The sequence below is a fragment of the Brevibacillus gelatini genome, from assembly GCF_003710935.1.
Lineage (GTDB): Bacteria > Bacillota > Bacilli > Brevibacillales > Brevibacillaceae > Brevibacillus > Brevibacillus gelatini.
This window is the reverse complement of sequence record NZ_RHHS01000035.1, coordinates 1-25,343: the sequence shown is the minus strand read 5'-3', so window position 1 is coordinate 25,343 and position 25,343 is coordinate 1. Positions and strand designations below refer to the sequence as shown.

General features: G+C 51.2%; 17 protein-coding genes, 12 tRNA genes and 1 CRISPR repeat array. Of the genes, 1 reads left to right on the top strand and 28 read right to left on the bottom strand.

The genetic code is table 11. The annotated features are described in order from the left end of the window. Nucleotides 1-145 precede the first annotated feature (145 nt). A CRISPR array of direct repeats spans nt 146-1,705; the repeat unit is 36 nt; unit sequence GTGCTAATCACGATACTTTCCACTAATCCTTCGAAC. Between the two features lie 355 nt (nt 1,706-2,060). The 13 genes from cas2 to rnhA all read right to left on the bottom strand — a co-directional run bounded on the left by cas2 (nt 2,061) and on the right by rnhA (nt 18,105). Continuing rightward, nucleotides 2,061-2,354, bottom strand: a complete 294-nt coding sequence (gene cas2 / locus EDM57_RS15015; RefSeq protein WP_122905514.1) for a CRISPR-associated endonuclease Cas2 — start codon at nt 2,352-2,354, stop codon at nt 2,061-2,063. Between the two features lie 9 nt (nt 2,355-2,363). Next, nucleotides 2,364-4,031: a CRISPR-associated endonuclease Cas4g/Cas1g gene (cas4g/cas1g, locus tag EDM57_RS15010; protein ID WP_122905513.1), complete on the bottom strand. Its 1,668-nt coding sequence runs from the start codon at nt 4,029-4,031 to the stop codon at nt 2,364-2,366. A 24-nt stretch (nt 4,032-4,055) separates the two neighbouring features. After that, a complete protein-coding gene (gene cas12b / locus EDM57_RS15005) occupies nt 4,056-7,382 on the bottom strand; it encodes a type V CRISPR-associated protein Cas12b (RefSeq protein WP_122905512.1) in 3,327 nt (1,108 codons plus the stop codon). Between the two features lie 284 nt (nt 7,383-7,666). Further along, on the bottom strand, nt 7,667-7,939 hold the full coding sequence (locus EDM57_RS15000; RefSeq protein ID WP_122905511.1) for a transposase: 273 nt from the start codon (nt 7,937-7,939) through the stop codon (nt 7,667-7,669). Nucleotides 7,940-8,522: 583 nt separating this feature from the next. After that, entirely contained in the window at nt 8,523-9,119 is a 597-nt protein-coding gene (locus tag EDM57_RS14995; RefSeq protein WP_122905510.1) for a DL-endopeptidase inhibitor IseA family protein, read from the bottom strand. Between the two features lie 243 nt (nt 9,120-9,362). Continuing rightward, the gene (gene yhbH, locus EDM57_RS14990) at nt 9,363-10,520 is read right to left on the bottom strand and encodes a sporulation protein YhbH (RefSeq protein WP_122905509.1); all 1,158 of its coding nucleotides are present in this window, start codon (nt 10,518-10,520) and stop codon (nt 9,363-9,365) included. A gap of 93 nt (nt 10,521-10,613) precedes the next feature. Beyond that, a complete protein-coding gene (locus EDM57_RS14985) occupies nt 10,614-12,512 on the bottom strand; it encodes a PrkA family serine protein kinase (protein WP_122905508.1) in 1,899 nt (632 codons plus the stop codon). A 582-nt stretch (nt 12,513-13,094) separates the two neighbouring features. Further along, the gene (locus tag EDM57_RS14975; protein ID WP_122905506.1) at nt 13,095-13,823 is read right to left on the bottom strand and encodes an HAD family hydrolase; all 729 of its coding nucleotides are present in this window, start codon (nt 13,821-13,823) and stop codon (nt 13,095-13,097) included. A 71-nt stretch (nt 13,824-13,894) separates the two neighbouring features. Next, nucleotides 13,895-14,365 carry a tRNA (uridine(34)/cytosine(34)/5-carboxymethylaminomethyluridine(34)-2'-O)-methyltransferase TrmL gene (gene trmL, locus EDM57_RS14970; RefSeq protein ID WP_122905505.1) on the bottom strand — a complete coding sequence of 157 codons (471 nt, stop codon included), beginning with the start codon at nt 14,363-14,365 and terminating at the stop codon, nt 13,895-13,897. Nucleotides 14,366-14,570: 205 nt separating this feature from the next. Further along, on the bottom strand, nt 14,571-15,545 hold the full coding sequence (locus EDM57_RS14965) for an amidase domain-containing protein (RefSeq protein WP_122905504.1): 975 nt from the start codon (nt 15,543-15,545) through the stop codon (nt 14,571-14,573). 163 nt (nt 15,546-15,708) lie between these two features. Further along, the gene (locus EDM57_RS14960; protein WP_122905503.1) at nt 15,709-16,257 is read right to left on the bottom strand and encodes a methylated-DNA--[protein]-cysteine S-methyltransferase; all 549 of its coding nucleotides are present in this window, start codon (nt 16,255-16,257) and stop codon (nt 15,709-15,711) included. A gap of 187 nt (nt 16,258-16,444) precedes the next feature. Next, complete coding sequence (gene queG / locus EDM57_RS14955) at nt 16,445-17,665, bottom strand: tRNA epoxyqueuosine(34) reductase QueG (RefSeq protein WP_122905502.1); 1,221 nt, start codon at nt 17,663-17,665, stop codon at nt 16,445-16,447. Beyond that, the gene (gene rnhA, locus EDM57_RS14950; RefSeq protein WP_122905501.1) at nt 17,665-18,105 is read right to left on the bottom strand and encodes a ribonuclease HI; all 441 of its coding nucleotides are present in this window, start codon (nt 18,103-18,105) and stop codon (nt 17,665-17,667) included. Before rnhA ends, queG begins: the two co-directional genes overlap by 1 nt. A 156-nt stretch (nt 18,106-18,261) precedes the next feature. Between rnhA and EDM57_RS14945 the strand changes: the two genes are divergently transcribed. Beyond that, nucleotides 18,262-18,933: a B3/B4 domain-containing protein gene (locus EDM57_RS14945; RefSeq protein ID WP_122905500.1), complete on the top strand. Its 672-nt coding sequence runs from the start codon at nt 18,262-18,264 to the stop codon at nt 18,931-18,933. A gap of 15 nt (nt 18,934-18,948) precedes the next feature. Here the strand turns inward: EDM57_RS14945 and EDM57_RS14940 are convergent, their stop codons facing one another. The 15 genes from EDM57_RS14940 to EDM57_RS14860 all read right to left on the bottom strand — a co-directional run bounded on the left by EDM57_RS14940 (nt 18,949) and on the right by EDM57_RS14860 (nt 25,323). Further along, nucleotides 18,949-20,280, bottom strand: coding sequence for a purine/pyrimidine permease (locus EDM57_RS14940; protein WP_122905515.1), 1,332 nt, complete (start codon nt 20,278-20,280; stop codon nt 18,949-18,951). A gap of 178 nt (nt 20,281-20,458) precedes the next feature. Next, nucleotides 20,459-21,508, bottom strand: a complete 1,050-nt coding sequence (locus EDM57_RS14935) for an NAD(P)/FAD-dependent oxidoreductase (RefSeq protein ID WP_122905499.1) — start codon at nt 21,506-21,508, stop codon at nt 20,459-20,461. A gap of 607 nt (nt 21,509-22,115) precedes the next feature. Continuing rightward, nucleotides 22,116-23,861, bottom strand: coding sequence for an ABC transporter ATP-binding protein (locus EDM57_RS14920; protein WP_122905497.1), 1,746 nt, complete (start codon nt 23,859-23,861; stop codon nt 22,116-22,118). A 245-nt stretch (nt 23,862-24,106) separates the two neighbouring features. Beyond that, nucleotides 24,107-24,188 (bottom strand) — tRNA-Leu (locus EDM57_RS14915). A gap of 8 nt (nt 24,189-24,196) precedes the next feature. Next, nucleotides 24,197-24,270 (bottom strand) — tRNA-Cys (locus EDM57_RS14910). A 20-nt stretch (nt 24,271-24,290) separates the two neighbouring features. Next, nucleotides 24,291-24,366: transfer RNA gene (locus EDM57_RS14905), tRNA-Gly, on the bottom strand. Between the two features lie 7 nt (nt 24,367-24,373). Beyond that, nucleotides 24,374-24,448 (bottom strand) — tRNA-Gln (locus EDM57_RS14900). Nucleotides 24,449-24,474: 26 nt separating this feature from the next. Beyond that, nucleotides 24,475-24,550 (bottom strand) — tRNA-His (locus tag EDM57_RS14895). A 22-nt stretch (nt 24,551-24,572) separates the two neighbouring features. Beyond that, a tRNA-Trp gene (locus EDM57_RS14890) sits at nt 24,573-24,646 on the bottom strand. Between the two features lie 5 nt (nt 24,647-24,651). Beyond that, nucleotides 24,652-24,727, bottom strand: a tRNA-Phe gene (locus EDM57_RS14885). Between the two features lie 42 nt (nt 24,728-24,769). Next, a tRNA-Asp gene (locus tag EDM57_RS14880) sits at nt 24,770-24,846 on the bottom strand. Between the two features lie 47 nt (nt 24,847-24,893). Beyond that, nucleotides 24,894-24,970: transfer RNA gene (locus EDM57_RS14875), tRNA-Met, on the bottom strand. A 22-nt stretch (nt 24,971-24,992) separates the two neighbouring features. Next, a tRNA-Val gene (locus EDM57_RS14870) sits at nt 24,993-25,068 on the bottom strand. An 84-nt stretch (nt 25,069-25,152) separates the two neighbouring features. After that, nucleotides 25,153-25,226: transfer RNA gene (locus tag EDM57_RS14865), tRNA-Glu, on the bottom strand. Nucleotides 25,227-25,230: 4 nt separating this feature from the next. After that, nucleotides 25,231-25,323: transfer RNA gene (locus tag EDM57_RS14860), tRNA-Ser, on the bottom strand. Nucleotides 25,324-25,343 lie beyond the last annotated feature (20 nt).

Here is a 25,343-nt window from a genome sequence, read left to right as displayed (position 1 = left end):
ATCGTCATGTCTCTTTTGTCATGCATAAATGATCATCTCCTTAATGGGAAGTTTAACCATTTACACAAAACTTTTTACGCTCTCGGAATCTTTTCGCTAATCCTTCGAACGGCGAGGTCCGGGTACGTCTCGTTTAACAGGTCGAGTGCTAATCACGATACTTTCCACTAATCCTTCGAACGAGAGATGGAGCAAGTGCGTTGACAACGAAAACAACTGTGCTAATCACGATACTTTCCACTAATCCTTCGAACAACAAGTCCTGCGCTTCCTTCTCCTTCCCGACCGTGTAGTGCTAATCACGATACTTTCCACTAATCCTTCGAACTGAGTCCAACATACTTAATTGACGTCTCAAGTCCTGTGCTAATCACGATACTTTCCACTAATCCTTCGAACTCGGGCGATGGCGAAACTACCGCAGGCTGCTGCAAGTGCTAATCACGATACTTTCCACTAATCCTTCGAACGATTAACCTACGAAGCCGGCAGGACGCAGCACGCCGTGCTAATCACGATACTTTCCACTAATCCTTCGAACTATTACGACACGACACGATACTATCCTACCCTGCTCTGTGCTAATCACGATACTTTCCACTAATCCTTCGAACGAAATTGGATAGCTATTAAATCTGCCGCTTTAGTGTGTGCTAATCACGATACTTTCCACTAATCCTTCGAACCTTCGTCCGAAATTGCTTCGTACCTCAATGTAAAAAGCTGTGCTAATCACGATACTTTCCACTAATCCTTCGAACGAGAGTTAGTGGAAGGGGATCTCGAACGAATCAAGTGCTAATCACGATACTTTCCACTAATCCTTCGAACAAAGCTTGTACCTTATATGCTTCAAGGTTTTGCTTGGTGCTAATCACGATACTTTCCACTAATCCTTCGAACGAAGATGACGGCGAGTGCGATCATCAAGCGGCTGTGGTGCTAATCACGATACTTTCCACTAATCCTTCGAACCCGTTGATCTCGACTGATACTTTATCCACAGGCTTTGGTGCTAATCACGATACTTTCCACTAATCCTTCGAACACTTTGCACCTGCGATCTGCTTACCTGTTTTCTCATCCTGGGTGCTAATCACGATACTTTCCACTAATCCTTCGAACAAACATTCTCATCGCGCGAAGTCGAAGTAAAGTCAATGGTGCTAATCACGATACTTTCCACTAATCCTTCGAACCATTCTCATCGCGCGAAGTCGAAGTAAAGTCAATGGTGCTAATCACGATACTTTCCACTAATCCTTCGAACTCGAAGCCGTGGCGGAACTATTACTACTGCAACACGTGCTAATCACGATACTTTCCACTAATCCTTCGAACGTTCTGACGAGCGCTGAAGAGTTGGAGGCTACCATGTGCTAATCACGATACTTTCCACTAATCCTTCGAACGAAGGTTTCCTGACTGCTACGAAGGCTCCAGTGGATGCGTGCTAATCACGATACTTTCCACTAATCCTTCGAACCCGGAATGAGGTCGTTCAGCTCCGCCAAAAACGCCTCGTGCTAATCACGATACTTTCCACTAATCCTTCGAACGGCGCTCGCCCGATTGCGGAAGGCTGGCGTGGTTGGCGTGCTAATCACGATACTTTCCACTAATCCTTCGAACAAGCACGTTCAGCGCGTGATATTTCGGCATCCTCACGGTGCTAATCACGATACTTTCCACTAATCCTTCGAACTCCTTGCCTTTCAACCCCTACAACCACAAGCCCTGAAGAACCGTTTTTCGAGCATGTCATATTTCATGCGCCATTCCTCTTTTCCACAGAATGTATTTTCGATGACAAAGCTCAGAAACCCCTACTCCCACAAAGAGTTCGAGCATCCCCCAGCTTTTTTGGTCTGAGAGGATGCTCGCGTAATGAAGTTCGAAGGTTTAGTGGAAAGTCGTGATTATCCGTGGGTATAGCCACTGTGGATAAGGCCATAATGCACACGCACGGATATGTAAGTCGACTTATAGCCTATAGCGTGCGACTCACACCTTTATTTTACTCCTTTTCCACTTTTGTTACAACAGAATTTCCTCGTTCCCTAATAGATAAATTTGGTCAAATCACGAGGCAGAAACTCCCTTCCGACCGTAGAAATCCGTTTGTCCAGCTTCTCTCTCGTCACAGGACCAATTTTTACAAACATGACCTGGTCTTCTCCATGGTGAATCAGCTCAGCCAGGCTTACTTTTAGCTTGGCTTGTTGAATTTCGGTGAGTTGGCACAGAAATACCGAATACTGGACATGCTCACCTTGGCCCTTCATCAGCTTGAATACTTTTCTCCAGCGTTTTTGATCGGCAATATCATAGCTTACCAGCACAAATTGTCGCATCGTCATTTCCTACCTTGTCATGAGCGGCATATATTCCGCCAGCTCTCCGTCCAGGTACCGGGCCAAAAACCTTGCTTCCATCTCCAACAAACGGCGGTAGCTCAGCTTATACCCAAAATGCGGATGCGTCAACGTCTCGTTCATCCGTCTTTCATAGGCAGCAAAATACGTTTGCCTTCCCGCCTTTTTCAAATAGCAACTGTCTTTTCCCCAGTAAAAGTCCTTGAGCGTGAGTTCCTCGGTATTCAAGGTACGGATCGCTACGCTGTCGGCAATCAAGGCGCGGAACGGCTCCATCAGATCAAGTGCCAAAGCTGGCCTGCCCGGCTCCATCGTATGGAAAAAGCCGAACAGTGGATCGAGTCCGACATTGGCACAAGCGGAGTAAACATCCCGGGATAGAAGCGTATAGCCAAGGGAGAGCAGCGCATTGACCGGATCTTTGGGCGGGCGACGGTTGCGACCGTTCATGATCGCAGTGCCGTCTACCACCGGGTGCTTTAGCATGGTCGGGAAAAACTGCATGTACAACTGCGCTGCACGTCCCTCGATCCCTCGCACGATTTCTATAGATGGCGCCTCCAGCGCTCGATCTCTCAGCTCCTTTAGCTCCTTTAAAGTCGCTTTATCTGGTGCGCCATTGCGCCGCAGCATCGTGCGCTGGTTGGAGATTTTTGCATATACTACCCTTCGCGCGATTTCAAGGGCGATTTCCGGGTGCTGAAATTTGATAAACTGTTTGGCTCTTGTCCGAATGTTTTTGGATAAAGGGGGCGTGGTTATTCCCGTCAATGTGCCATGCGTCGTCAAGTAGCTGACGTGGACACCACAGTTCATCAAGGTGTGCAGTAGCTGCGTGGAGCATTGCACATGCCCCATCAAGCTCACGTGAATCAAGTCTTTGATCGGGATTTCGTCTATCTTTTCTCCCCGGCAAGTGATGGTCAAGCTTTCTCCGCTTCTGCCAAGCTTGGCCCCCTGCTCGGTAACATACAGCACCCCGCCATCTGGACGACCAGGCAAAATTTTTCGGATGTTTGCACTAATGCCCAACATGTAATTCGTCTCGTCAGGCATGCACACGTAATTTAGCGAGCAACGAAAGCACTTGTTCGAATCGCGCAACGGCGGGGGCATTTCTGCTGTCCGAAGCTGATGAGCTTTTTGAATGCAGGCGCGGGTTGCCGCTATGAGTTCCTGTGAAAAAGGAATGCGGACCTTCTTTTTGTTGCCGCGGTAATAAAGGTAGCCATAACTGGATTCATATCCATTGGCTTGAAGCAGCAAGCCTTGCGCACACAATTGGATCTGGTCGTTGGGCCAGGCAGAACCGTCCAGCGTATATGCGCCCACCGTAAAACTCTGCCCACCTTCTGGCGACACCGAATGCTTTCCTTCCACCGGAATCCACTCATTGTTTTCTTCCAGACAGACCGCATCCAGCTTTCCCGTAATGCCAAGGACAGGGTCTCCGAGCTGCAGGCTAAAGGGGGCGTCTTCCCACATCTCTTCCGGTGCTGCCTTGCTTTTGCGCAAATGTGTCTCTGCACGCCTGTGCTGCGCTGCTCCTTCGATTGTGTCTGCACTTTCCTCAAACAGCCCTTGCACGTGCATGATATGGTACAGTCGCTCACAATACTGAATTTCGTTCAGCATGCGGACAGGTATCCAGGACAAGCCACTCACTCTCCTTGCATACCTTTACCGAACCTTCGTCAAAAGCCGCTCCCGCAATTTTCCGTACAGCTTCCTTTTCACCTCGCCCCAAAAGTCTTTCGGGGTGTTCCAGACAAAATCGGGAAAAAAGACACCGCTCGGATCGCGGAACAGTGTGCGGTATGTTCCTTTCGCCTCTTCCGCTTCCTCGATCATCTCCTGCAAGTCTTCCAGTTGTTCGGGCGACTCAGACTCTTCTGTAAAGGTTGTTTTACCTTTCAGCTTGGCCTGGCTGTCCCACACATATACCTCTTTCCAGGCGGTATCCGATTTTTTCACAAAAACCCCTTTGCCCAGCTTTTCCTGCACCTTTTTTGCCTGGGGAACGAGATATTCTGCCTCGTCGCGGACGATGACGCGGCAACTAACCTTGAACAGTTCGCTGTTCCGCTGCCAAAAACGTTTTTGCAGATTTTGCGCCGCATTAATATCTGCCTGGAGAAAGACGATCTCTTTGCCCCCGCTTCCGTCTGTCATGGTCATGAACAGTTCTCCGCTGTCATCCGGGATGATGTCACCTGCCTTTAGCTGTTCCACCTGCGCTTCCGTCAAAAATTGTTCGTTGACTAATCTCTTCTTCAAGTGGTCAAGGCGCCAGCCCTTTACGTCATGTTCTCTCAGCTTTTTGCAGCGAATGCCTGGCGTTCCTGTCTTGGCGTAATAACGAGAGGAATATTCCGCCCGGACATCCCCAATCTGAATCCCGTACGGCTCCGCCTGCATGTGGACGTATTTCGGAATGCTGCGATGCGCCCACTTCATCAAGGTGGAGTTTTCTTTGGCCGAGCGATCCAGGTTGGAGCGGTACTGGCTTAGGTTTTCAAACAAAATGACCTGACAAGCCGGGTATTTGGCACACCACTTTTGTTTTTTCTCGTCGTAAATATACCCCAAAGCCGTCATGACGATGGCGTGACTGACCTGCTTCAGCCGATCCTTTTTTACGTTTTGGATATGGGTCAACAAGCGCTTGTGGCCGGTATGCTCTGGCTCAAAGCGATTGACCTCCTGCGGATTCCTCGTCCTGCGGCTCCAGGAAATCAACAGCTTGCGCAAGCCATCCAACTCTTCTATGCTCCACATGCTCAGACCCGCGATGCCTTTTCGCTCGTCGGCATTAAAACGTTTGCGCCATGCCTGGACAACTTTCCCGACGTACAACTCTGCTTTTCGGTGTATTTGTACCACCGCTTCTGTCCAGTCTGCATCGTTCAAAGGCAAAGCAGTTGTCAAGTCGCTGACAATTCCTTCCCAGAATGTCCGATCTGCTTGATCGAGTGGCGATTTTTCCTTGCTAACCGCTTCGTCCAGCCTGTTGAGTTCATCCCAGCGATCCCCATACTGCTTATTAGCCAAACGGATGATTTCAGCGAGTCTTCTGATTTGAAACCTCACCCGCTTATGCTGGTCTCCCCGCTCGTCCCGTTTTTCCCACACATGTTGTTCTACCTGTTCACCAGGCAGCCTGAGCATGTAGCTTCGCTGATGGACAGCAACCAAAGGTGTGCCTTCAATCCAGTAAGCTAATTTAGTCGCATTCTTGTCACTGCTCTCTTCGACAGAAAAAATTGATGTCGCCGCAGCAGCGCGCAGCCCAAGGTCTATACTCATGACACGAAAACCGGATGCCAGCGACTCCACTCCGGATAAGTGTTGCGGCGATGCTTTGATCCACTCAACAAGTTCCTCTGATTTATAGGTTCTGACCTTGGGAAACGCATTGGGCAGGCGAATGAGTTGCAGCACTTGTCCATACGGCGCTTGTACGCGGCCATTTTTCACTTCTTGCAAAGGCTTGAAATCAATGGCAACGTTAAGGTAGGCCTTGCCAATCTCCCCTTCCTCGAATTTTCTTTCCTTATTCTCCAATACGCTGCGCTCCAGTTGCAGCTTTGCTCCTCCCAAGTGTCCGCTAAAGGTCGTGCCCGAACCTTTATCCTTAAACTCGATTTCCTGCTTTCCTTTGTCGTTTTTCAGGAACGTCACCTGCTGGTAAAATTGCCTGGATAAAGCAAGCTCGGCCTGGACGTCTTTCTTTTCCAGCCATCCCGATTCGCTTGGCCAGATCAACTGACTAAACGTCACAAAACGTCTGCTTCGCGGTTTGTCCGATTCAGCCGTCAAGTAATAGTCTTGCAAATTTCCTCCCCGTGCATCGTAACGCACCCACAATGGATGCTTATTGGCATCGGGCAATGTCCGCCTGGCGCTTTGCTTGGCTTTCTCCAGCTTTTTTGTCAATTCGTTGCGTGCGACAAAATAATGGATGCGCTGCGGGTTTCCCTTCCAGATCAAGCGATTTTCCTCTTCCGAGAGATACTGGAAGAAATGAAAATCCCCAAATTTTCCTCTCAGCCGCTGCTGCACACGCTTGATCGCCTCTTTATATTGCTCTTGGCTGGCACTGGGAAGAAAGGTGGACCATACCTCGTACAGCTCTTTCCAGCCTTTCATTTGCCGCTTGGTAATCCGAAACTTGTCATTGGCAGCGGTCATGTTTTCCCTGAGCTCCTGCTCTCTTTTTTCTTCGTACTGTTCGAGCAGGCGAATCCATTCCTCACCACCTTCGAGCTGCTCGTTGAGTTGAGCCATCTTGCCTTCCAGCTTGGCATACTCTTCCTGGACGCGTCTGTTCCAGCTCTCCCAACTGAGCATCCCTTCAATCGCTTGCTGAAACATATCTCTGTCCCATGTTCGCACAAACTGACCGGACTTAAGTGGCAGCCATGCGATCTCTGCTACGGTGTTTGTGTACAGAGGAAAAAGCGGTCGAATGCCGTATTCCTCCAGCGTCGTAATCACAGAAGCTGTCGGGTCTTCTTCGCGTCTTTTTTTCCATTTTTCGTAATCTTGTTTCCAAGTCGGGTCGTTCGCTTCTTTTTTCTTTTGCCAAGCGGGCTTTGCTCCTGCCTTTGACGTGCCCTTGCCGCCTTCGCTGTTCGGATCGACTAGCGGGCTGAGGAATTTTCGGCTAATGATCTGGGAGTCGCCACTTTGCCCAACCGAGGAAGGAACAAGCAGCTCATATAGCTTTCGCAAGGCTTCGAGTGCTTTTTCCAATGGAAGCGCTTGCGTTTTTTCGTCCGCGTGATTTCGTTGTTGCTGTGCGCGTATATGACGAATCAATTCTTCGTGTATTTCTTGTTTTGTCTTTTTATCCGTGCTTTCCTGGCGAAAGAGCAACAGCATATTCATATAATAGGCGACGCCTTCATTTAACAGCCGATGCGTCCGCCAGATTCCTTTTCGGAGGTTTTGTGCTTCCGGGCCTGTGTTGGTTTTCAGCTTGAGTTTTATGCTACGGATTGCCATGACGGGTGCCTCCTGCTTATGATTTGTAAAAAGTTGTATATTTCTAGTGTTTATTGTAAGTGATTTTCCTTTTTGATAGCAATGAAGGTCGTACAATTTCGTTTCTTTTGGTTGTTTGAGGTTTGAGCGTATAGCGATAACTCCAACAAGCAGAACTACCTTGACTTTTAGCATAAAGAGCACCTATCGAGTTATCATTGAATACTCCCAAATCAGCTAGTATACTTAATGTAATATAGACTAGGCTGTTTTGGTTGAACATTTAGACAATTCGCTTTGCAGTTTTATTTTCCCATCTTCAGCAGTAGCTTTATTAAGTTTTTCTTTTCCTGCCTCTCTCTCTGATAGGCTCTTTTCAGTTGACGGATTCTTTCTTCTGGCTTTTTACTTGATTGCAGCAAGTCCCTAATTCCACTCTGCCGAATCCATTTCTGTATATCTTCTTCTGTCACTCCGTACTTTTTAGCAACTTCGAAAATAGACATTCCGTCAAGACATTGCTTTAAAACTCCCCACTTGAATTCATAAGTAAAACGTCTGTAACGATATTTCTTCATGTCAGAACCTCCTTTTTTTGGATATTATACAACATAGTAGCTGACGGAATCAATTATTTATTTAAAAGGACTTTATGTTTTTCAAATCGAGTTACATCCAGTATAATTATTTATGAACTATAGGTTCAACGACTTTACAGTGCGTGTGTCTTAGGTGACGAGAGTCGTCTCCTCCCACTGGAAGCTTATTCACAAGCTTTGGCACTTTATTTAACAAGGACAAAAAGCCCTCAAGTACCGACTCTTCAGAAGTCATCTTGTACTCAGACAAGCTTGTAACGAGACTCTACAACTGAGTCGTTAGATCCGCTGCAATTTGACAATCTCCAAGCCCCTCAGATGATGCCTTCTTTAAAACTATAACTAACCCCCACACATATCATTTTTGAAGTAATCTCATCTTCATGACCACTCTGGCATAGTCCTCACACGGCTGTGCGCCTTCAGTTTCATCAGGCCGCCGCTGCCCAAAGTAGATGATCTAAATGTATCTACGGTTACTCTATCGCTCGTGCACCTCCCTTCCCATGCTGCTCCCCCTAAAACAAAAAATACCCCACCTTAGTGGAGTATTGAGATTCCCTTATCGAATATCATTCGGAGAGTTGACAATTCTCCAGCCAAGTTCAGGAACGAGTTTTACAGTCACGTACACTTCCTGCTTCTCTCCAGTTTCCCCAAGAGGTACAGTCAGCAGATATGTTTTTGCACTTGGACGTTCGCTGGAGAGCACCGCTGTTGCCTTTTCCCAATCAAGCAGACTTCCAAAGTCTCCTTCGACAAGCGTTACCTTGTCTTGATACAATTCAAATCCCGCTTGGTCAAAGTAGAAGTGGCTCGCTTCTTTTGTATAAACCTGTTCAAACGCAGCAATGACTTTTTCCTTGGTGGAAAATTCATCGTTCAGGTATACGTACGGAATATCCTTAAATTCAAAGGCCTTCTGCGTAGTTTTAGCCATTTGTACCTTCCAGAAAATATCTCGGGCCTGGGTAACAAGATTCACGATTTGTTTTTCATCCATTTGTGGTACCGATGCACTGACCTGTGTAGTTGTCGCAGGTGTAGTTCCAGATGTAGTTGCATTTGCAGGGGAGAGCGTGGCACAGGCAGTAAGTGGCGCCAGTGCAAAAATAGTAGTAGCAATAAGGGCAGACTTGATTACAACGCTTTTCTTCATGATAATGACCTCTCTTTAGCTGTTGGAATTTTTCTATGTATTTAGACGCAGGAGAATTGAATAAGCTTCATAAAATAAAATAAAACTTTGACAGTTATCGACTTCCAAAACTGAACACAATTCAGGGGCTCTCGATCTGACGGTTTCATATATTTCCTGGCATCGCAAAAAAGCCAACCCCATCCGTCACCAGATGAAGTCGGCTCACCACTATCTCCTTAGCACTTCAACCAAAATCCCCCATCACGTCACCGCTTCCTTCTTCCCAAAAAACGTCCTGAGCGCCTTGTAAACCTCGCCCTTTTCCCGAATCACGCAGTGCATGAATTTCGGCTCTTTGATGTGGCGATACGCTGACATGAGTGTAGAATGCCTGTTATACTGGTTAACCTCCCCATACCCGAACATGTTGCATCTCTCCATAAGCTCTTTGACCAGCTTCACGCAACGCTCGTTGTCTGATGTCAGGTTGTCGCCGTCGGAAAAGTGGAACGGGTAAATGTTGTACTGAGACGGCGGGTAGCGGCTGTCGATGATCTCCAGTGCTTTTCTGTAGGCGGAGGAACAAATCGTTCCCCCGCTCTCGCCTTTCGAGAAAAAGGTTTCCTCGGTCACTTCTTTCGCATCTGTATGGTGCGCGATAAAGACGATCTCTACTTTTTCGTACTTCGTGCGCAGGAAACGAACCATCCAGAAGAAAAAGCTGCGGGCGATGTACTTTTCGAAGACGCCCATCGACCCCGAGGTATCCATCATCGCAATAATGACAGCATTCGAATGCGGCTTGATGACCTCATCCCACGTCTTGAACCGCAGGTCTTCATCCGAGATGCCCAGCTCCAGATCGCTGTATCCGGCGAGGGCGTTGCGACGGATGGCGGCGATCAAGGTCCGCTTTTTGTCGATGTTGCCTATCAGTCCTTTTTTGCGGACGTCGTTGAAGCGGATCTCTTCAATGACAATCTGGTCCTCGTCCTTGCGCTGCAAGTTTGGCAGTTCCAACTCGGCGAACAGCATCTCCTCCAATTCCTCGACGCTGATTTCTGCCTCGTAGTAATCCACTCCCGGCTGATCTCCGGCCCCCTGGCCTTTGCCCGGCCCTTTTGCCTGATCGCCGTCTCTCGCGATGACATCTCCTACCTTGCTGTTGCCTTTGCCTTGACCACCATGCTTTCCCTTTTGGAAGTTGAAACGCAATCGGTATTCATCCAGGGAGCGAATAGGGATCTTGATAACTTCCCGCCCGTTTGACATGATGATATTTTCTTCGCTGATGAGATCGGGCAGGTTTTTTTTGATCGCTTCCTTCACTTTTTCCTGGTGTCGATTTTGGTCCTGGTACCCTTTGCGGTGCAGCGACCAGTCTTCCCGGGAGACAATGAACGATGGTGCATCTTCCATGCCGTCTCCTCCTAGCAACTGGCGCAATCTGCGCCGGATATGGTGTAACGGATAAAGCATAGGTGCGCTGTTGTCAGGCTGCGTGAACTGCTTTTACCTGTTCAGAAGGCTTCCCACGTAACGGAGCAGCTCATTGGCGCAAACCGGGCAATAGTTGTGCTCTTCGATGAGGCGCTTTGTCACCTCGTTGATTTTTTTCAACTGATGCTCATCCGGCGTTTTGTTTGAGGTCGTGATCTTGACGACGTCCTTGAGGTCGGCGAACAGCTTTTTCTCGATCGCTTCCCGCAGACGGTCGTGTGTGCTGTAGTCAAAACGCTTCCCTTTGCGGGCGTAGGCCGAGATGCGGATGAGAATTTCTTCGCGGAATGCCCGCTTGGCGTTTTCCGAAATACCGATCTGCTCCTCGATGGAACGCATCAGGCGCTCATCCGGGTCCATCTCCTCGCCAGTGACGGGGTCCCGAATCTTATTCATATTGCAAAACGCTTCGACGTTGTCGAGGTAGTTATCCATGAGCGTTTTCGCAGACTCTTCGTAGCTGTAGACAAACGCTTTTTGCACTTCTTTTTTCGCCAGCTCGTCGTATTCCTTGCGGGCGCTGGAGATGAAGTTCATGTAACGCTCCCGCTGCTCCTTCGTAATCGACGGATGCTGGTCGAAGCCTTCCTTCAAGGCGCGGAGAATGTCCAGCGCATTGATGCACTCGGTGTCGCGGCGGATCAGCGCACTGGAGATGCGGTTGATGACATAGCGCGGGTCGATTCCGCTCATGCCCTCATCAGCATGCTCGTTGCGCAGCTCTTCCAAATCTGCACCCTTGAAGCCTTCCACCGATTCGCCATCGTACAGGCGCATTTTTTTGAGCAAATCGGCGCCTTGCTTTTTCGATTCCTTCAAACGGGTAAGAATAGAGAAAATGGCGGCTGACCGCAGGGCATGCGGCGCAATATGCACATGTCCGAGATCGGATTGCTTGATTAATTTCGCATAAATTTTTTCCTCGTCGCTGACGCGCAGGTTGTACGGAATCGGCATGACGATAATCCTGGACTGCAACGCTTCGTTTTTCTTGTTGGCAATGAAGGCTTTGTACTCGGATTCGTTCGTGTGAGCCACAATCAGCTCATCCGCAGAGATCAAGGCAAATCGGCCTGCCTTGAAGTTTCCTTCCTGTGTGAGTGACAAAAGATGCCAGAGAAACTTTTCGTCGCACTTGAGCATTTCCTGGAACTCCATCAAGCCGCGGTTTGCTTTGTTCAGCTCCCCGTCAAAACGATAGGCGCGGGGATCGGACTCGGAACCGTACTTGGTGATCGTGGAAAAGTCAATGCTGCCAGTCAAATCGGCAATGTCCTGCGACTTGGGATCGGAGGGGCTGAATGTACCAATTCCAACGCGGTTCGCTTCGGAGAAAAGAATACGGCAGACCGGGAAATCTTCAATGCGGCCGCCAAACTCCGTTTCCAATCTCATACGGTTGTAAGGAGTAAGCTCTCCCTCGATTTTGACGCCCAGCTCTTCCTCCACTTCCGGACGCAGCTCATGGGGGATCAAATGCAGGGGCTCTTCCTGCATGGGGCAGCCCTCCAGCGCGTAGATGGCGCCTTCGTCCGTGCGGGAATACTCCTCGAGACCTCGTTTGAGCATCGTGACAATCGTGGATTTACCGCCGCTGACAGGCCCCATCAAGAGCAAAATGCGCTTGCGGACGTCCAGGCGACGTGCTGCAGAATGAAAATACTCTTCAACCAGACGCTCAATGGAACGATCCAGCCCGAAAATTTCCCGGCTGAAAAATTGATACGAGCGTGTGCCATCCTCATTTTCTTCGACACCAGCGCTTTTAATCATGTTGTAGACGCGTGAATGAGCCGTCTGGGCAATTTGCGGATTTTTGCGTACAAGTTCGAGGTACTCGGCAAAAGTCCCTCTCCACATCAGGTTTTCTTCTCGGGCCCGGTGCTCAGCGATCCGTTTTAAAATGTCCATGTTCGACACTCCTCCCTCATAAGCCCCTCTCTCTTCCCTAACGACAGTGTACTCTCATGTATATGTCTGCCTGCGGTCACGCATTCGCGCGTGGAACCCGTTTCCTCCGGTTGCCAACAGGCTCTTCAAGCCTTTACATATGTGTATGCGAGACATGAGCACAAGTTTCAGCAATCTTGCCACAAAAATCATGCACGAGCGGCCAATGTTCTTTCGCACAGCCAATCTTCATTTTGCAGTAGGGAAAAAATTACGGAAACCGTACGCGCTGTCTTCGTTTACCAGCGAGCGCGGCATGTTGCTGATTACAGCGTTTGCAAAGTGGGCAGGCTACGCTATAATGGGAGTAGTTTGTTTACGAAAGGAGCTGTCCAACATGGGTACGTTTATCGTAGCGTTGGTCTTCGCAGCTTTTCTGTTCTTCATTCTGACAGCGGGCTACAACGAGGACAAAACCTGGAATCTGTAAGGACAAGCTAAAGAGCCATTTGCTGGTTTCAGCACAGCGCTCCCAGGAAAAAAGCAGGCTGCCTGTTACGGGCAACCTGCTTTTTTCGCTGCGCTTTTCTTGTGGAACGCGATTTATTCTGTTGCAAACACGCCTGTCCGCTCTGTAATCGCCTGGTACAATTCCTCCAAAGAGCCTCGCTGATCGACCGGATACTGCGGCTCGCCGCGGTCTTCCATCCAGTTGGTGACGAGATACGTCTTCATCCCCAGCTTCGACGCGACCATGTCCTCCTGCATGTGATTGCCGATCATGATGCAGTCCGTCGGTTCCACGCCAAGCTTTTGACAAATCTCCAGAAAATAGCCGGGATTCGGCTTCGTATAATGAGACTCCTCATAAACCGTGACCAACTCAAAATCGTCTGCGCTCAACCCGATCCAGGCGAGCCGATGGAAAATGGCGTCACGCGGAAAAACCGGATTGGTGGCAACCGCGACCCGATAGCCTTGCGCTTTTGCCGCTTCCACAATTTTTTTGCCCCAAGGCGACGGATAGGCCAAATGCGAAAGCGTCGGAAACACGTCGCGGTAAAAGGAATCGAACAATGGCCAAACTTCTTCACGATCCCATTCGCTGTGAGCGGTGAAATACTCGATAAACACCTGTTCATTCGTCTTTTCCGGCTCCTGGCTCATAATCATCGCCTTGGTTGCATCCCAAATCAGCTTCAGAAGCTTCTCCGAATCGTACTTGTCCCCGACATGGCGGCCAACCTCTACCAAATAGCTTTTGACAAAATGCTCAGTCTGCATCTCCAGGAGCGTTCCGTCCAGATCAAACAGGATCGTGTTCACAGTCATTTGCGTTCTCTCCCTTTTCCATCGACGCCCTGCTTGTTGCTCTCGCAACCGGAAGCGCCGTTCAACATGCCTTATCCAAGCCCCGGAAAACCCAGCTGCCGCAAGCCTTCAAACAAAACAATCGCCGCACAGTTGGACAAATTGACGGAACGGGTGGCTCCGCTCATCGGGATGCGAATCGTCTGTTCCCGGTACCTGTCCGTCAGCTCCTTCGGTAAACCGGTCGTCTCCTTGCCCAAGATAATGTAGTCACCATCGCGAAAGGAAACTTCCGTATACAGCTTTTCGCCCCACGTCTCCACGAAGTAAAACGTGCCTGCTCCCTCTCCCTGCGCCGCGGCAAAATGCTCGAAGCTCTCGTGATGGTGAATGTTCACCGCGTGCCAATAATCGAGACCAGCCCGCTTCAAATAACGATCCTCTGTCGAAAAGCCAAGCGGGTGAATCAGATGCAAATGAGCGCCTGTCGCTGCACAGGAACGGGCGATATTCCCCGTGTTGGCAGGAATGAGCGGCTCGTGCAAAACAATATGTAACGGCATCTCAGCAAAACTCCTTGTATATGACGAACTTGAATCCTTCAAACCTCTTCTATTATACATAAACCAACCGCGCCATGACCACCAGGCCAGTGTCGGCAACAAGCGGCTAGGCTGTTGCCCCCAACCTGTAGCCACTGGTGCAAGGGAGTTTCGCTGAGATGATCTGCCGACAGTCATCCGCAAAGCCGCTGCATTTTACGGCCCCCTACATGCCACGAATATGAAAAAACGCATAGCGAATGCTCGGCGTATAGGCTGTCGAGTCCTCATACGCCCAGTAACGCATGCTGCTGTCTGTCGTGTGGGCGTTGACAAGCGGCATCCCATTTGCGTCCAACGTGACCACAATCGTATTGTGCTGAAAACGTCCGTCGCCGTTGAAGTCGTAGCAGATGATGTCGCCCGGAACCAGCTCGGCCGCAGACTTCTTGGCGATTGCGCGCATCGGCGGCCCGCCTGATTTCAGCAGCAGGTACAAGCTGTGCGCGACCGTCCAGCTATAGCTCCAGTCCGCGCTTTTTCCGGTGCGAATCCACCAGCCTTTGCCCCTGTCCTTGGACATCAGCATCGGGATTCCTCCAGCGTACAGGCATTGTGAAATAAAGTTGGTACAATCATCGGTAAAGCGCGGGTAAGCGGGATTGGTCGTATTCCAGTAACGCTCTGCATAGGCGACTGCTTTGTCCGCCCGATAGCCGCCTGCGCCGTGGACGACGAGCAATGGCTGCGAAACCGCATCTTCAACCGCTGTGACCGCCGCCGTACTTTGCCGCTCCATTTCCTCTACACTCTCGCTTTTCCCGTCCCCTTGCTGCTCCCTTGTGCCGACAATCCTCCACTGGCCAGCCGCTTTGTCCAAACGAAGCTGAATCATCCTCCGGCTCGCCTCTTCATACCGTTTGTTTTTCAAAAGATACTGGCTCTTTCCCGTCCAGACTACCGTGATGTCAATCGCAGCATCTGTCTCCAGCCAACAGACGGGCTTGACCTGGCCGCTCACTCCGTGCAGCCTAGCTCCTCGCTTGCGCATTTGCCGATGGGCACGATTGATGCGAGCCCACTCTTGCTGCAGCGACATTTTTTGCTCCAGATAAAAAGGCAATAGCCGTTCATATTGTCCATCCAGAATGGACTGATGCACGGCATCGAAGTACCGTTGAACAAACGCACGCCATTCCATCCGCCGCTCCCCCTCTCCCCAGCGTTCTCTGCCTGGACATGTCATGTTCTCCGCCTGCTCGCCTCGCGGTGTATGCTCAACACCTATCCAACGAGCTCACCTGGCATCTCACGAACAGAATATGTCAAGGACAGCGCATTCAGAAGAAGGAAAAGCCATCCGGCTAGCGGACAGCCTGGTTCGAGGTGGCATTGGCAAAAAGCGGCCCCTCTTCGTGTGCCAGCAAATATTGTTTGATGGACAGCCCGCCCCCGTAACCGACAAGCGCACCGTTTGAGCCGACAACCCGGTGGCAAGGAATAATCACGGGGATCGGATTGCGGTTGTTCGCCCCGCCAATCGCCCGGACCGCTTTAGGCGTTCCGATGGCGATAGCAATATCTTTGTAGGAACGGGTTTCCCCGAATGGTATATTCGTCAGCTCATTCCATACCGTTTTTTGAAAAGGAGTGCCGTACAGGACGGTCGGAACATCAAACTCCGTTCGTTCACCGGCAAAATATTGCACAAGCTGCAGCTTGGCCTGCTCGTTGACGGCTTCGTTTTTTACCGGAGTGACCCCGGGAAGCGTCTTTTGGCACCAGCGAACGAGATTCGGCAGTCCTTCTTCCTCATCCGCAAAGTCGATATAGCACAAACCCTCTTCCGTCGAAGCGAGCAGCAGCGGTCCAATCGGCGATTCCATTGTGGCATAGCCTATTTCCTTTGCCATCGTTCATCCTCCTTCTCGCCTGGATTTTTCCTATCGCAACCAGCCTTGTCATAGCCGAAGCACCAGCCGCTTTGCCGAAACGCATCCGAATCGCATCCGAATCGCCTCCAAACCGCCTACGCCTTCGCAAAAGGCCAGTCCAGCCCGCCGCAGCGATTCCACTTTCCGCAAGATAGTCAGCGCTCAACTAAAGCTGCTCCTGCTGTCTCTGCTGTTTTGCAGGCTCCTGCGGCTCCCGCTGCTTCCCCTGCGCTCCTTGCTCCGCCAGCAGCTTCATCCCTTTCGCAATCTCAGCCTGCACCTCTGCCACCTGCTCCGTCTCCTGTGCACTCACGAGTGCCGCTTCTGCATCAGCTCCCCCGATTTTCCCCAGCGCCCAGGCGGCTGTGCCGCGAATGACCGGGCGGGGATCGTTTGCAAGCAGGCGGGCGAGATGGGGCACAGCGGTGCGATCCTTGAAGTGGGCCAGCGCCAGAATCGCGTTGCGCTGAATCGGCTTTTTGCCGCGCCACGATGAGGAAGACAGGCCGAACTTTTCCTTGAATTCCTTGTTGCTCATCTCCAACAGTGGGATCAAAAGCGGCTTGGCAATCTCGGGATCAGGCTGAAACTCGGGATGATGGTTGAAGTTGATCCGGCGGTTTTTCGGGCAGACGGTTTGGCAAGTATCACAGCCGTACAGCCGATTGCCGATTTTCCCTCTAAATTCATCTGGCATGAAATCTTTTACCTGGGTCAAAAACGCTACGCAGCGCTGGGCATTGAGCTGGCCTCCCTGCACAAGCGCCCCGGTCGGACAGGCATCTACGCATATGTTGCAATCGCCGCAGCCTTCTTCAATCGGTTGGTCGGCTGGCAACGGCAAATTCGTCAAAAGCTCGCCCAGGTAGACCCACGAGCCGAACTCTGGCGTAATCAAGGCACAGTTTTTGCCGACGAATCCGACGCCCGCCCGCTCGGCGACGGCACGATCAGACAGCGCTCCCGTGTCTACCATCGACTCGATTTTGGCTCCCGGCTCCAGCTCCTGAATGAATTTGCCGAGCTTGTCCAGCTTGTCGCGCAGCACATGGTGGTAATCGACGCCCCAGGCAGCCCGGCACAAAATGCCCCGGTACGCGCCAGGCTCGGACTTGGGCGGATTCTCCAGCCTGGACGGGTACGCGAGCGCAATCGAAATCAAGGAACGGGCACCCTCCAGCAACAAGCCGGGATTTGTCCGCTTTTCCAGATCCGGCTCCTCAAAGCCTGACTCGTATCCCTTTTCCCGGTGCTCGATCAGTCGTTCCTTGAGCGTCAAAAAAGGGTCGGCGCTGGCAAAGCCGATCTTGTCGATGCCGATCTCCTTGGCGTAATGAATGATGGACTGCTTCGTCTGCTCCCAATAGCGCAAGTCTTGTCCGTCCATCACAGTTGTTTGATCGCTCCCGTCGCCAGCTCGTCACAGCGGTTGTTCCACTTGTTGTCGGCGTGCCCTTTTACCTTGACGTACTCTACTTGATGAATCTCCATCAGCCGAAGCAGCTCTTTCCACAAATCCTGATTTTCTACCTGCTGGCCTTTGCTGTTTTTCCAGCCGTTTTTCAGCCAGCCCTTGTACCAGCCCTGCTTGAAGCAGTTGACCAGGTACGCGCTGTCGCTGTACAAAGTCACCTTGCAAGGCTCCTTCAAGATGGACAGCGCCTTGATCGGCGCGAGCAGCTCCATGCGGTTGTTCGTCGTATGCGGCTCGGCACCGGACATCTCCTTGATGTGCTGGCCGTACATCAGGACAGCACCCCAGCCGCCGGGACCGGGATTGCCAGAGCAGGCGCCGTCTGTATATATCTGTACTTCACGCATTGTCATTGTCTTTGGAAACCTCCTCTGCTGCTTCTATTGTATCGAAGCTTAGTCGCTTCCACAAAAATATTTTGCTATACTACTTGAGAATTGTTTCCTGTTCCATGTTTTGGCGAAAAACATCCTTCGCAAGCCATTTTTTACATAATAGGAGTGATTCATATGAACGTGCAGCTCGACTCTACCGTGACCGAGCGCCTTCCCGCCTTTTCCCTTGGCATTTTGCAGTACAGCGGCGCCTCTGTCAGCGATTCGCCCAAAATGCTGAAAGGCCGCATCAACTATTTTGTAGAAAACTTGCGCCTGGAGCACGAACTGTCCCGCCTGGCCGAGATTGAAGGCATCCGCGAATGGCGCGCCGCTTTCAAAAAAGCGGGGATCGAACCTTCCCGCTACCGACCTTCCTCGGAGGCACTGCTGCGCCGTCTGTTGCAGGGCAATCCTTTTTTCTGGATCAACAGCGCCGTAGACGTCAACAACTTCTTCTCCGTCCTGCACGCGCTTCCCTTCGGCATTTACGATCAGCAGCATCTGACAGGCGACGTCACCTGCCGTCTGGGCCGGGAAACAGACGTGTACGAAGGATTGAACGGTCGCGAGGTCCACATGGCAGGAAAGCTGCTGCTCGCAGATGACAAAGGGGCCTTCGGCAGTCCGATTGTCGATTCCAGGCGCACTTGTGTGACCGAGGAAAGCCGGGACCTGCTGCAAGTCATCTTTTTCCACGAGCAGCTTTCCGCTGAAAAAAAGGACGAAATCATCGGCTCCGTAGGCCGCATGTTTACCGAAATCAACGGCGGCGAGCTGACTCACACCGCCATCGTCTCGCCTTAATGAAAAGACGGCCCGTCATGCAGCGTGGCCGTCTTTTTGTGTCTTGCTGTCAGTTGGCTTGCGAAAAACAACGTGCTCCAAGAGCAAACAGACGATGACCCCGAGCAGCAAACCGTTTCCGAGCAGGAAGCTGACCAAGGCAGGCAGCTTCTGCCAGGCGGCTGCCGGAACAAACATGACGCCAATCCCGATCAAAAGCGAGCTTCCCCCAATCGTAATGGCCCGCTCATCCATTTTTACGGTCGCGTAATCTTTCAAGCCGAATCCGAGAAGTTGCGTGTACGAGATGAACATTGCCGCATAGGCAACCGGAGTCGGCAATGCCGCCAGAAAATGAGCGACGGTCGGCAGCAGACCGATCAGCATCATCCCGACCATCGCGAGCATAAAGGGCAAACGCGCCGCTATACGTGTCGTCTGGATCACCGCAGCAGCCAACGACAGCGGGATCATCCCCACGACGCCGCTCACACCGGAAAGCAGGTGGGACACGCCTGTAAACACCCCGCCACGGTTGTACTGGGAATCGGTCGGCACTGTATTCGTCGCTTTGCCCATCACGACCATGCTTGTCACCAGGTTCGTCAGCAGGACAAATCCGGTCAGCATGCTCGTCAGGACGACGCCCCAGTCCCAGCGCGGCGTTCCCCAAAAAAAGACGCTCGGCCACGAAAACAGTTGCTCCGCAGGCCGCACAGTCTCTGTCCAGCCCAGCAACGCGTAAAGCACCCAGCCACCAACCATGCCAAACAGGACAGCAAAGCTGGAAAAGCGCTTCGTCCGCATGATCCAGACGACCAGCGCCACAATCCCCACGGAAACAAGCGCTACGCCCGGCTGCACCTCTGTGGAATGCTGAAAGCCAATCCCTAGCATTCCGGTCAAAATATTGCTGCACAAAGAAATCGCCAGCAAAATCATGTACGTGCCGGATACGATCGGTGTAAACCATCTTTGCAGCTTGCCGATCCAGCCCAGCATGCCAAAGCCGACAAACAACAGACCAGCCAGCGCCATCCCGAGCTGAAACGATTGCCCGATCTCACGCGGCTTGAGCCCGGCACTCGCCCCAAGCTGCGCCAAAATGATAAAAATGCCCCACCATAACCCGGCCGGACCTTCCAGCATCGGATAGCGGTGTCCGATCCATACTTGCAAAAACGAAGCCAGCCCGATGAAAAAGATCGTCTGCTGCATCAAATTGCTCATCTCATCCGGCTGTAACCCATACACGTCTCCAATCATCAGCGGAACAGCAACACTGCTGGAGACAGCTACGATCATCCATTGCAGGGCAGAGAGTATACTCGTGCCCACCGGAGGCCTGCCGTCCAATCCGTACTTCAAAACAATCCACCTCGTTTTCTTGCCGCCAATCAATCGTGAGCTAGGCAACCAAATGCCTCCAGTCAAGAATATCATCATCCTGTTTTTTGGCAAACATGCAAAGGGGCAAGAAATACTCTGCGAGAATTTCCTACCCCTTACACTCCGGCCGCCAATACGGCACCACTGTATGAAAAAACTATTTTAACATTTGTTTAATCAGCTCGCGGTTGCGGCTCTGGAAAAGTTCATTGTGGGACGAAACCATCCCGCCGGCTTGTGCGTCCGGCTGTATGTACAGCTTGGCCTGGTTGACCGCATTTGCAGCGTCGTTAAAAGCTCCGGCAATCAAATGCACTTTTCCTTCGTGCGAGATGATGTCTCCCGCGGCAAAAATCCCCGGCTCGGATGTAGCGCCGTTTGGCTTGACGGCCAGGAAGTATTCATTCGCCATTTCCAGCTTCACCTGGCTGTTTTCCAGAAGCGATCTGTCACGCTCGTAGCCATGATTGATAATCACTTCGTCAACCGCCAGTTCCTGCACTTCTCCTGTCAGGTGGTTCGTCAGTTCCACCCGTTCGACTTTTTCCTGGTTGGAGGACGCAATCAGTTTGGTAATGGTTGTGTTGAAAAAGCATGTTGCCGAACTGTTCAGCAATTGCGTTACTTGTGCTTCATGCCCGGACAGCGCTTCTTTTCGATAAGTCAAATACACTTTTTTGGCGATTGGCTCCAGCTCGTTTGCCCAGTCGACCGCAGAGTTTCCGCCGCCCGAGATGATGACGGTTTTGTCTTTAAACCGTCGCAGTGACTTGACGGTATAGCTAAGATTGGATACCTCGAACTTTTCGGCACCCTCCAAGTCAATTCGCTGCGGCTCCAAAATCCCCCCGCCAATTGCCAAAATGACCGTTTTGCTGTAATGCTGCTCTCCTGTCGACGTATGCAGGACAAACACGCCTGTTTCGTCCCGCTCGATCCGCTCTACCTTTTGCCCCAAAACGACGGTTGGATCAAAGGTTAGCCCTTGCTGAACGATCTGCTCGATCAGCTTTTCGCCCAATGTAGGCGTCAGACCGCCGACATCCCAGATCATTTTTTCCGGATAGACGTGGACTTTTCCGCCCAGCCTTGGCTGATACTCGATCAGCTTCGTCTTCATTTCTCTCAAACCGCTGTAAAACGATGCGTAAAGCCCAGCAGGCCCTCCACCGATAATCGTGACGTCATACAATTCTTCGTTCGTCATCCGTGAACCTCTCCTTTACTTTCTCAATCCATAATGGACGCACGCATTAGCAGGGCTGCTGGATCAGCGTCCCGTTTTCGCCCAAGCTCAATTCCCAACAGTCCGCCCGCAGCAATCGAGTTGTCGAGTGCGTACATATGCCCGTTCTTGATCGCTTGAAACGAGTTTCAGCCAGCGTCGCTCTCCGGTCATTTCGGGTAGCTTTGCCCTTTTTGGACAAGCCACTGACATAAGCAACAACCATGCGAAAAGTCACATACTTCAATCATACATTTGTTGATATTGAGAATCAATCTTATTGTATTCTTTTCCTTTCAAAAAGAAGCTTCTTGTATCTTCATACGGTATTATGGGATGAAAAGGTAATTCTTTGGGATTTATCGCCAGCAGACCCGTTTTTCCTTCTAAGCGAAGAGCTTCCCTATTATGTTTTTGGCATCAATTCCATAGGATACGGCACCGTTTTATCGTGTTTATCTTTTTACGCTGGCTTTTTGGTCAGGCGATCTTTGCAGCAGACTACTACGTGATAACCTAAAAAGGGGCTGTCTCATAAGTCGATATTTCGACTTCGAGATGCCCCTTTTGCACAGCCTCTTTCATTGTCTTACAGCTTGCTGACACCCTCCAAGCCTTGCAGGACACCAAACTGCGCCTGGTACAAACGGCTGTACACGCCGCCTGCGTCGACCAGCTCGCGATGATGCCCCTGCTCGACGATACCATCCTGCGTCACTACGACGATCCGATCTGCATCCTTGATCGTCGCCAGCCTGTGCGCGATCACCAGCGTCGTCCGGCCCTTGGACAGCTCTGCCAACGATTGCTGGATCGCCATTTCTGTCTCCGTGTCCAGCGCCGAAGTCGCTTCATCGAGAATCAGGATCGGCGGATTTTTCAGGAACATGCGGGCAATCGCCAGCCGCTGCTTTTGACCGCCGGACAGCTTCACGCCGCGCTCCCCGATCACTGTGTCCATGCCTTGCTCCTGCGCGCGGATAAAATCATCAAGGCGCGCTCGCCGTGCAGCTTCCCAGATTTCCTCTTCACTTGCCTCCAGTTTTCCATACAAAATGTTTTCGCGAATCGTACCCGCAAACAGGAACACATCCTGCTGCACAATCCCGATCTGGCGGCGCAACGAATCTTGTGTCACCTGGCGGATGTCCACTCCGTCAATAGTGATCGAGCCGCTCTCAACCTCGTAGAACCGCGGCAGCAAGCTGCACAGCGTCGTCTTGCCCGCCCCGGACGGACCGACGAAGGCGATCGTCTCCCCTTTGCGGATGACCAGATCGACCTGATCGAGCACTTTTTTCTCTCCGTCATAGCTGAAGGAAACCCGATCGAAGCGAATTTCTCGCTGAAACGGCTGCATTTCCACCGCGTCCGGAGCATCTGCCACATCCGGCTCTGTGTCCAGCAATTCCGTATAGCGTTTGAAGCCAGCAAAACCTTGTGGATAACTTTCCACAATTGCGTTGATCTTCTCAATTGGTCGGAAAAACACGTTTGTCAGCAGCAAAAAGCCGACAAACTCTCCGTACGTAAGCTGCTCACGTATAACGAACCAGGTGCCGCAAACCATGACGAACAACGTGACAAATCGCATCATCATATAGCTGATCGAGCCATTTTTGGCAATCAGCTTGTAGGAACTGAGCTTGGTCAGGCGAAAACGTCCGTTGTTGACGGCAAATTGCGCTTCTTCGTGCTTCTCGTTGGAAAACGCCTTGACGACACGGATGCCGCCCACGCTGTCTTCAATACGCGCGTTAAAGTCGCCAATATCGCGGTACAGTTGGTGGATCGCCTGGGTCATTTTCTTGTTGAAGTAAACGACGATCCAAATGATGATTGGCACAATAATAAACGTGATGACCGCAAGCTGCCAGTTGATGGACAGCATGAGCGCAAACGACCCGACAAGCGTCATGACGGCGATGAACAAATCCTCCGGTCCGTGGTGCGCCATCTCGCCAATCATGTTCAAGTCATTGGTCAAGCGGCCGATCAAGTGCCCCGTTTTCGTATTGTCAAAATAGCGGAACGACAGCTTCTGCATATGTGCAAACAGCTTGCGCCGCATATCCGTCTCGATGTTGATGCCGAGCATATGCCCCCAATAGTTGACGATGTACATGAGCGAGGTGTTCAAGGCATACAGAGCGAGCAGTCCAAGCGAAGCCCACAAAATCGTGCCCCACTTCCCGCCCGGCAGCAAATCGTCGATAAAAGCATTTACCGCTACCGGAAACGCCAGCTCCAGCAAGCCAGCGATGATTGCGCAGCTAAAATCAAGCACAAACAACCATTTATAAGGACGGTAGTAGGAGAAAAATCGTCGAATCAACAGTTGGCCTCCTTTTTGCGTTGCTTTTCGCTTTCTAATAGATTGGAAAACAGTCGCTTCCGGTCAGTGCTTTTCCCGCCGGATTTTGTCAACGCGATTTCAATCAAGATTCGTATAGTATACCAGTGCTTCTTTGGAAAAAGAATGGCGCATTCATAAGTCGAAGTACATATTGATTAACGTCTTGCTCTCAACAAACAAAATAACTCTAAGGATGGATGATCCCTAGAGTTTCATTTCAGAAATGGTGCCGGTGAAGGGACTTGAACCCCCACGGTTTCCCACACGATTTTGAGTCGCGCGCGTCTGCCATTCCGCCACACCGGCAATTAAATTGGAGGAGGCACCCGGATTCGAACCGGGGATAAGGGTTTTGCAGACCCGTGCCTTACCACTTGGCTATGCCTCCGCGTATAAAAAGTGATTGAATGGAGCGGACGACGGGTCTCGAACCCGCGACCTTCGCCTTGGCAAGGCGACGCTCTACCAATTGAGCTACGTCCGCATCTAAATGGCTGGGGTACTAGGATTCGAACCTAGGAATGACGGAGTCAAAGTCCGTTGCCTTACCGCTTGGCTATACCCCAATAAGTAATCCCCAACTTTGAAACTATGGGGCGATCGATGGGACTTGAACCCACGAGTGCCGGAGCCACAATCCGGTGCGTTAACCACTTCGCCACGACCGCCATATTAGCATTGCTTCTGAATTGGCAGGGGCAGTAGGAATCGAACCCACACCAAAGGTTTTGGAGACCTTCGTTCTACCGTTAAACTATGCCCCTACACATGGTGGCTCGGGACGGAATCGAACCGCCGACACGAGGATTTTCAGTCCTCTGCTCTACCGACTGAGCTACCGAGCCGTATGTACATTCTGCTTTGCCTGCCATTTATACTTTGAAAAATGGCGGAGCTGACGGGACTCGAACCCGCGACCTCCGGTGTGACAGACCGGCGTGAACTCCAACTTCACCACAGCTCCATAATTGGTTGCACCTACAGGTACTCCCATTTCTTTAGGAAAAAGTTTGGTTGCGGGAGCAGGATTTGAACCTGCGACCTTCGGGTTATGAGCCCGACGAGCTACCGAGCTGCTCCATCCCGCGACGATTTAGATGATCTGATAAGTGGTGGAGGCTGACGGGATCGAACCGCCGACCCTCTGCTTGTAAGGCAGATGCTCTCCCAGCTGAGCTAAGCCTCCAAAGTCCCCCGCAAAGGGAAGAGATTGCGTTGCAGCAACACCGAGCACTTTGCGGGAACCCCAACAACGAGTTGGGTGTATAGGTGACCCGTAGGGGATTCGAACCCCTGTATGACAGCGTGAAAGGCTGCTGTGTTAAACCGCTTCACCAACGGGCCATGATGGCGGATGGAGTGGGATTTGAACCCACGAGACGGGTCTACCCCGCCTACACGATTTCCAATCGTGCTCCTTCGGCCTCTCGGACATCCATCCATATGGCTCCTCGGGACGGA

What these genes read in the sequence shown, in the direction of transcription:
- trmL (WP_122905505.1), bottom strand. Translation starts at nt 14,365, where the DNA reads ATGCCGTTACATATTGTTTTGCACGAGCCGCTCATTCCTGCCAACACG.
- rnhA (WP_122905501.1), bottom strand. Translation starts at nt 18,105, where the DNA reads ATGACAATGCGTGAAGTACAGATATATACAGACGGCGCCTGCTCTGGC.
- EDM57_RS14975 (WP_122905506.1), bottom strand. Translation starts at nt 13,823, where the DNA reads ATGACTGTGAACACGATCCTGTTTGATCTGGACGGAACGCTCCTGGAG.
- EDM57_RS14960 (WP_122905503.1), bottom strand. Translation starts at nt 16,257, where the DNA reads ATGGCAAAGGAAATAGGCTATGCCACAATGGAATCGCCGATTGGACCG.
- EDM57_RS14985 (WP_122905508.1), bottom strand. Translation starts at nt 12,512, where the DNA reads ATGGACATTTTAAAACGGATCGCTGAGCACCGGGCCCGAGAAGAAAAC.
- EDM57_RS14935 (WP_122905499.1), bottom strand. Translation starts at nt 21,508, where the DNA reads ATGACGAACGAAGAATTGTATGACGTCACGATTATCGGTGGAGGGCCT.
- EDM57_RS14945 (WP_122905500.1), top strand. Translation starts at nt 18,262, where the DNA reads ATGAACGTGCAGCTCGACTCTACCGTGACCGAGCGCCTTCCCGCCTTT.
- cas2 (WP_122905514.1), bottom strand. Translation starts at nt 2,354, where the DNA reads ATGCGACAATTTGTGCTGGTAAGCTATGATATTGCCGATCAAAAACGC.
- EDM57_RS14965 (WP_122905504.1), bottom strand. Translation starts at nt 15,545, where the DNA reads ATGGAATGGCGTGCGTTTGTTCAACGGTACTTCGATGCCGTGCATCAG.
- queG (WP_122905502.1), bottom strand. Translation starts at nt 17,665, where the DNA reads ATGGACGGACAAGACTTGCGCTATTGGGAGCAGACGAAGCAGTCCATC.
- EDM57_RS14995 (WP_122905510.1), bottom strand. Translation starts at nt 9,119, where the DNA reads ATGAAGAAAAGCGTTGTAATCAAGTCTGCCCTTATTGCTACTACTATT.
- cas12b (WP_122905512.1), bottom strand. Translation starts at nt 7,382, where the DNA reads ATGGCAATCCGTAGCATAAAACTCAAGCTGAAAACCAACACAGGCCCG.
- EDM57_RS15000 (WP_122905511.1), bottom strand. Translation starts at nt 7,939, where the DNA reads ATGAAGAAATATCGTTACAGACGTTTTACTTATGAATTCAAGTGGGGA.
- yhbH (WP_122905509.1), bottom strand. Translation starts at nt 10,520, where the DNA reads ATGGAAGATGCACCATCGTTCATTGTCTCCCGGGAAGACTGGTCGCTG.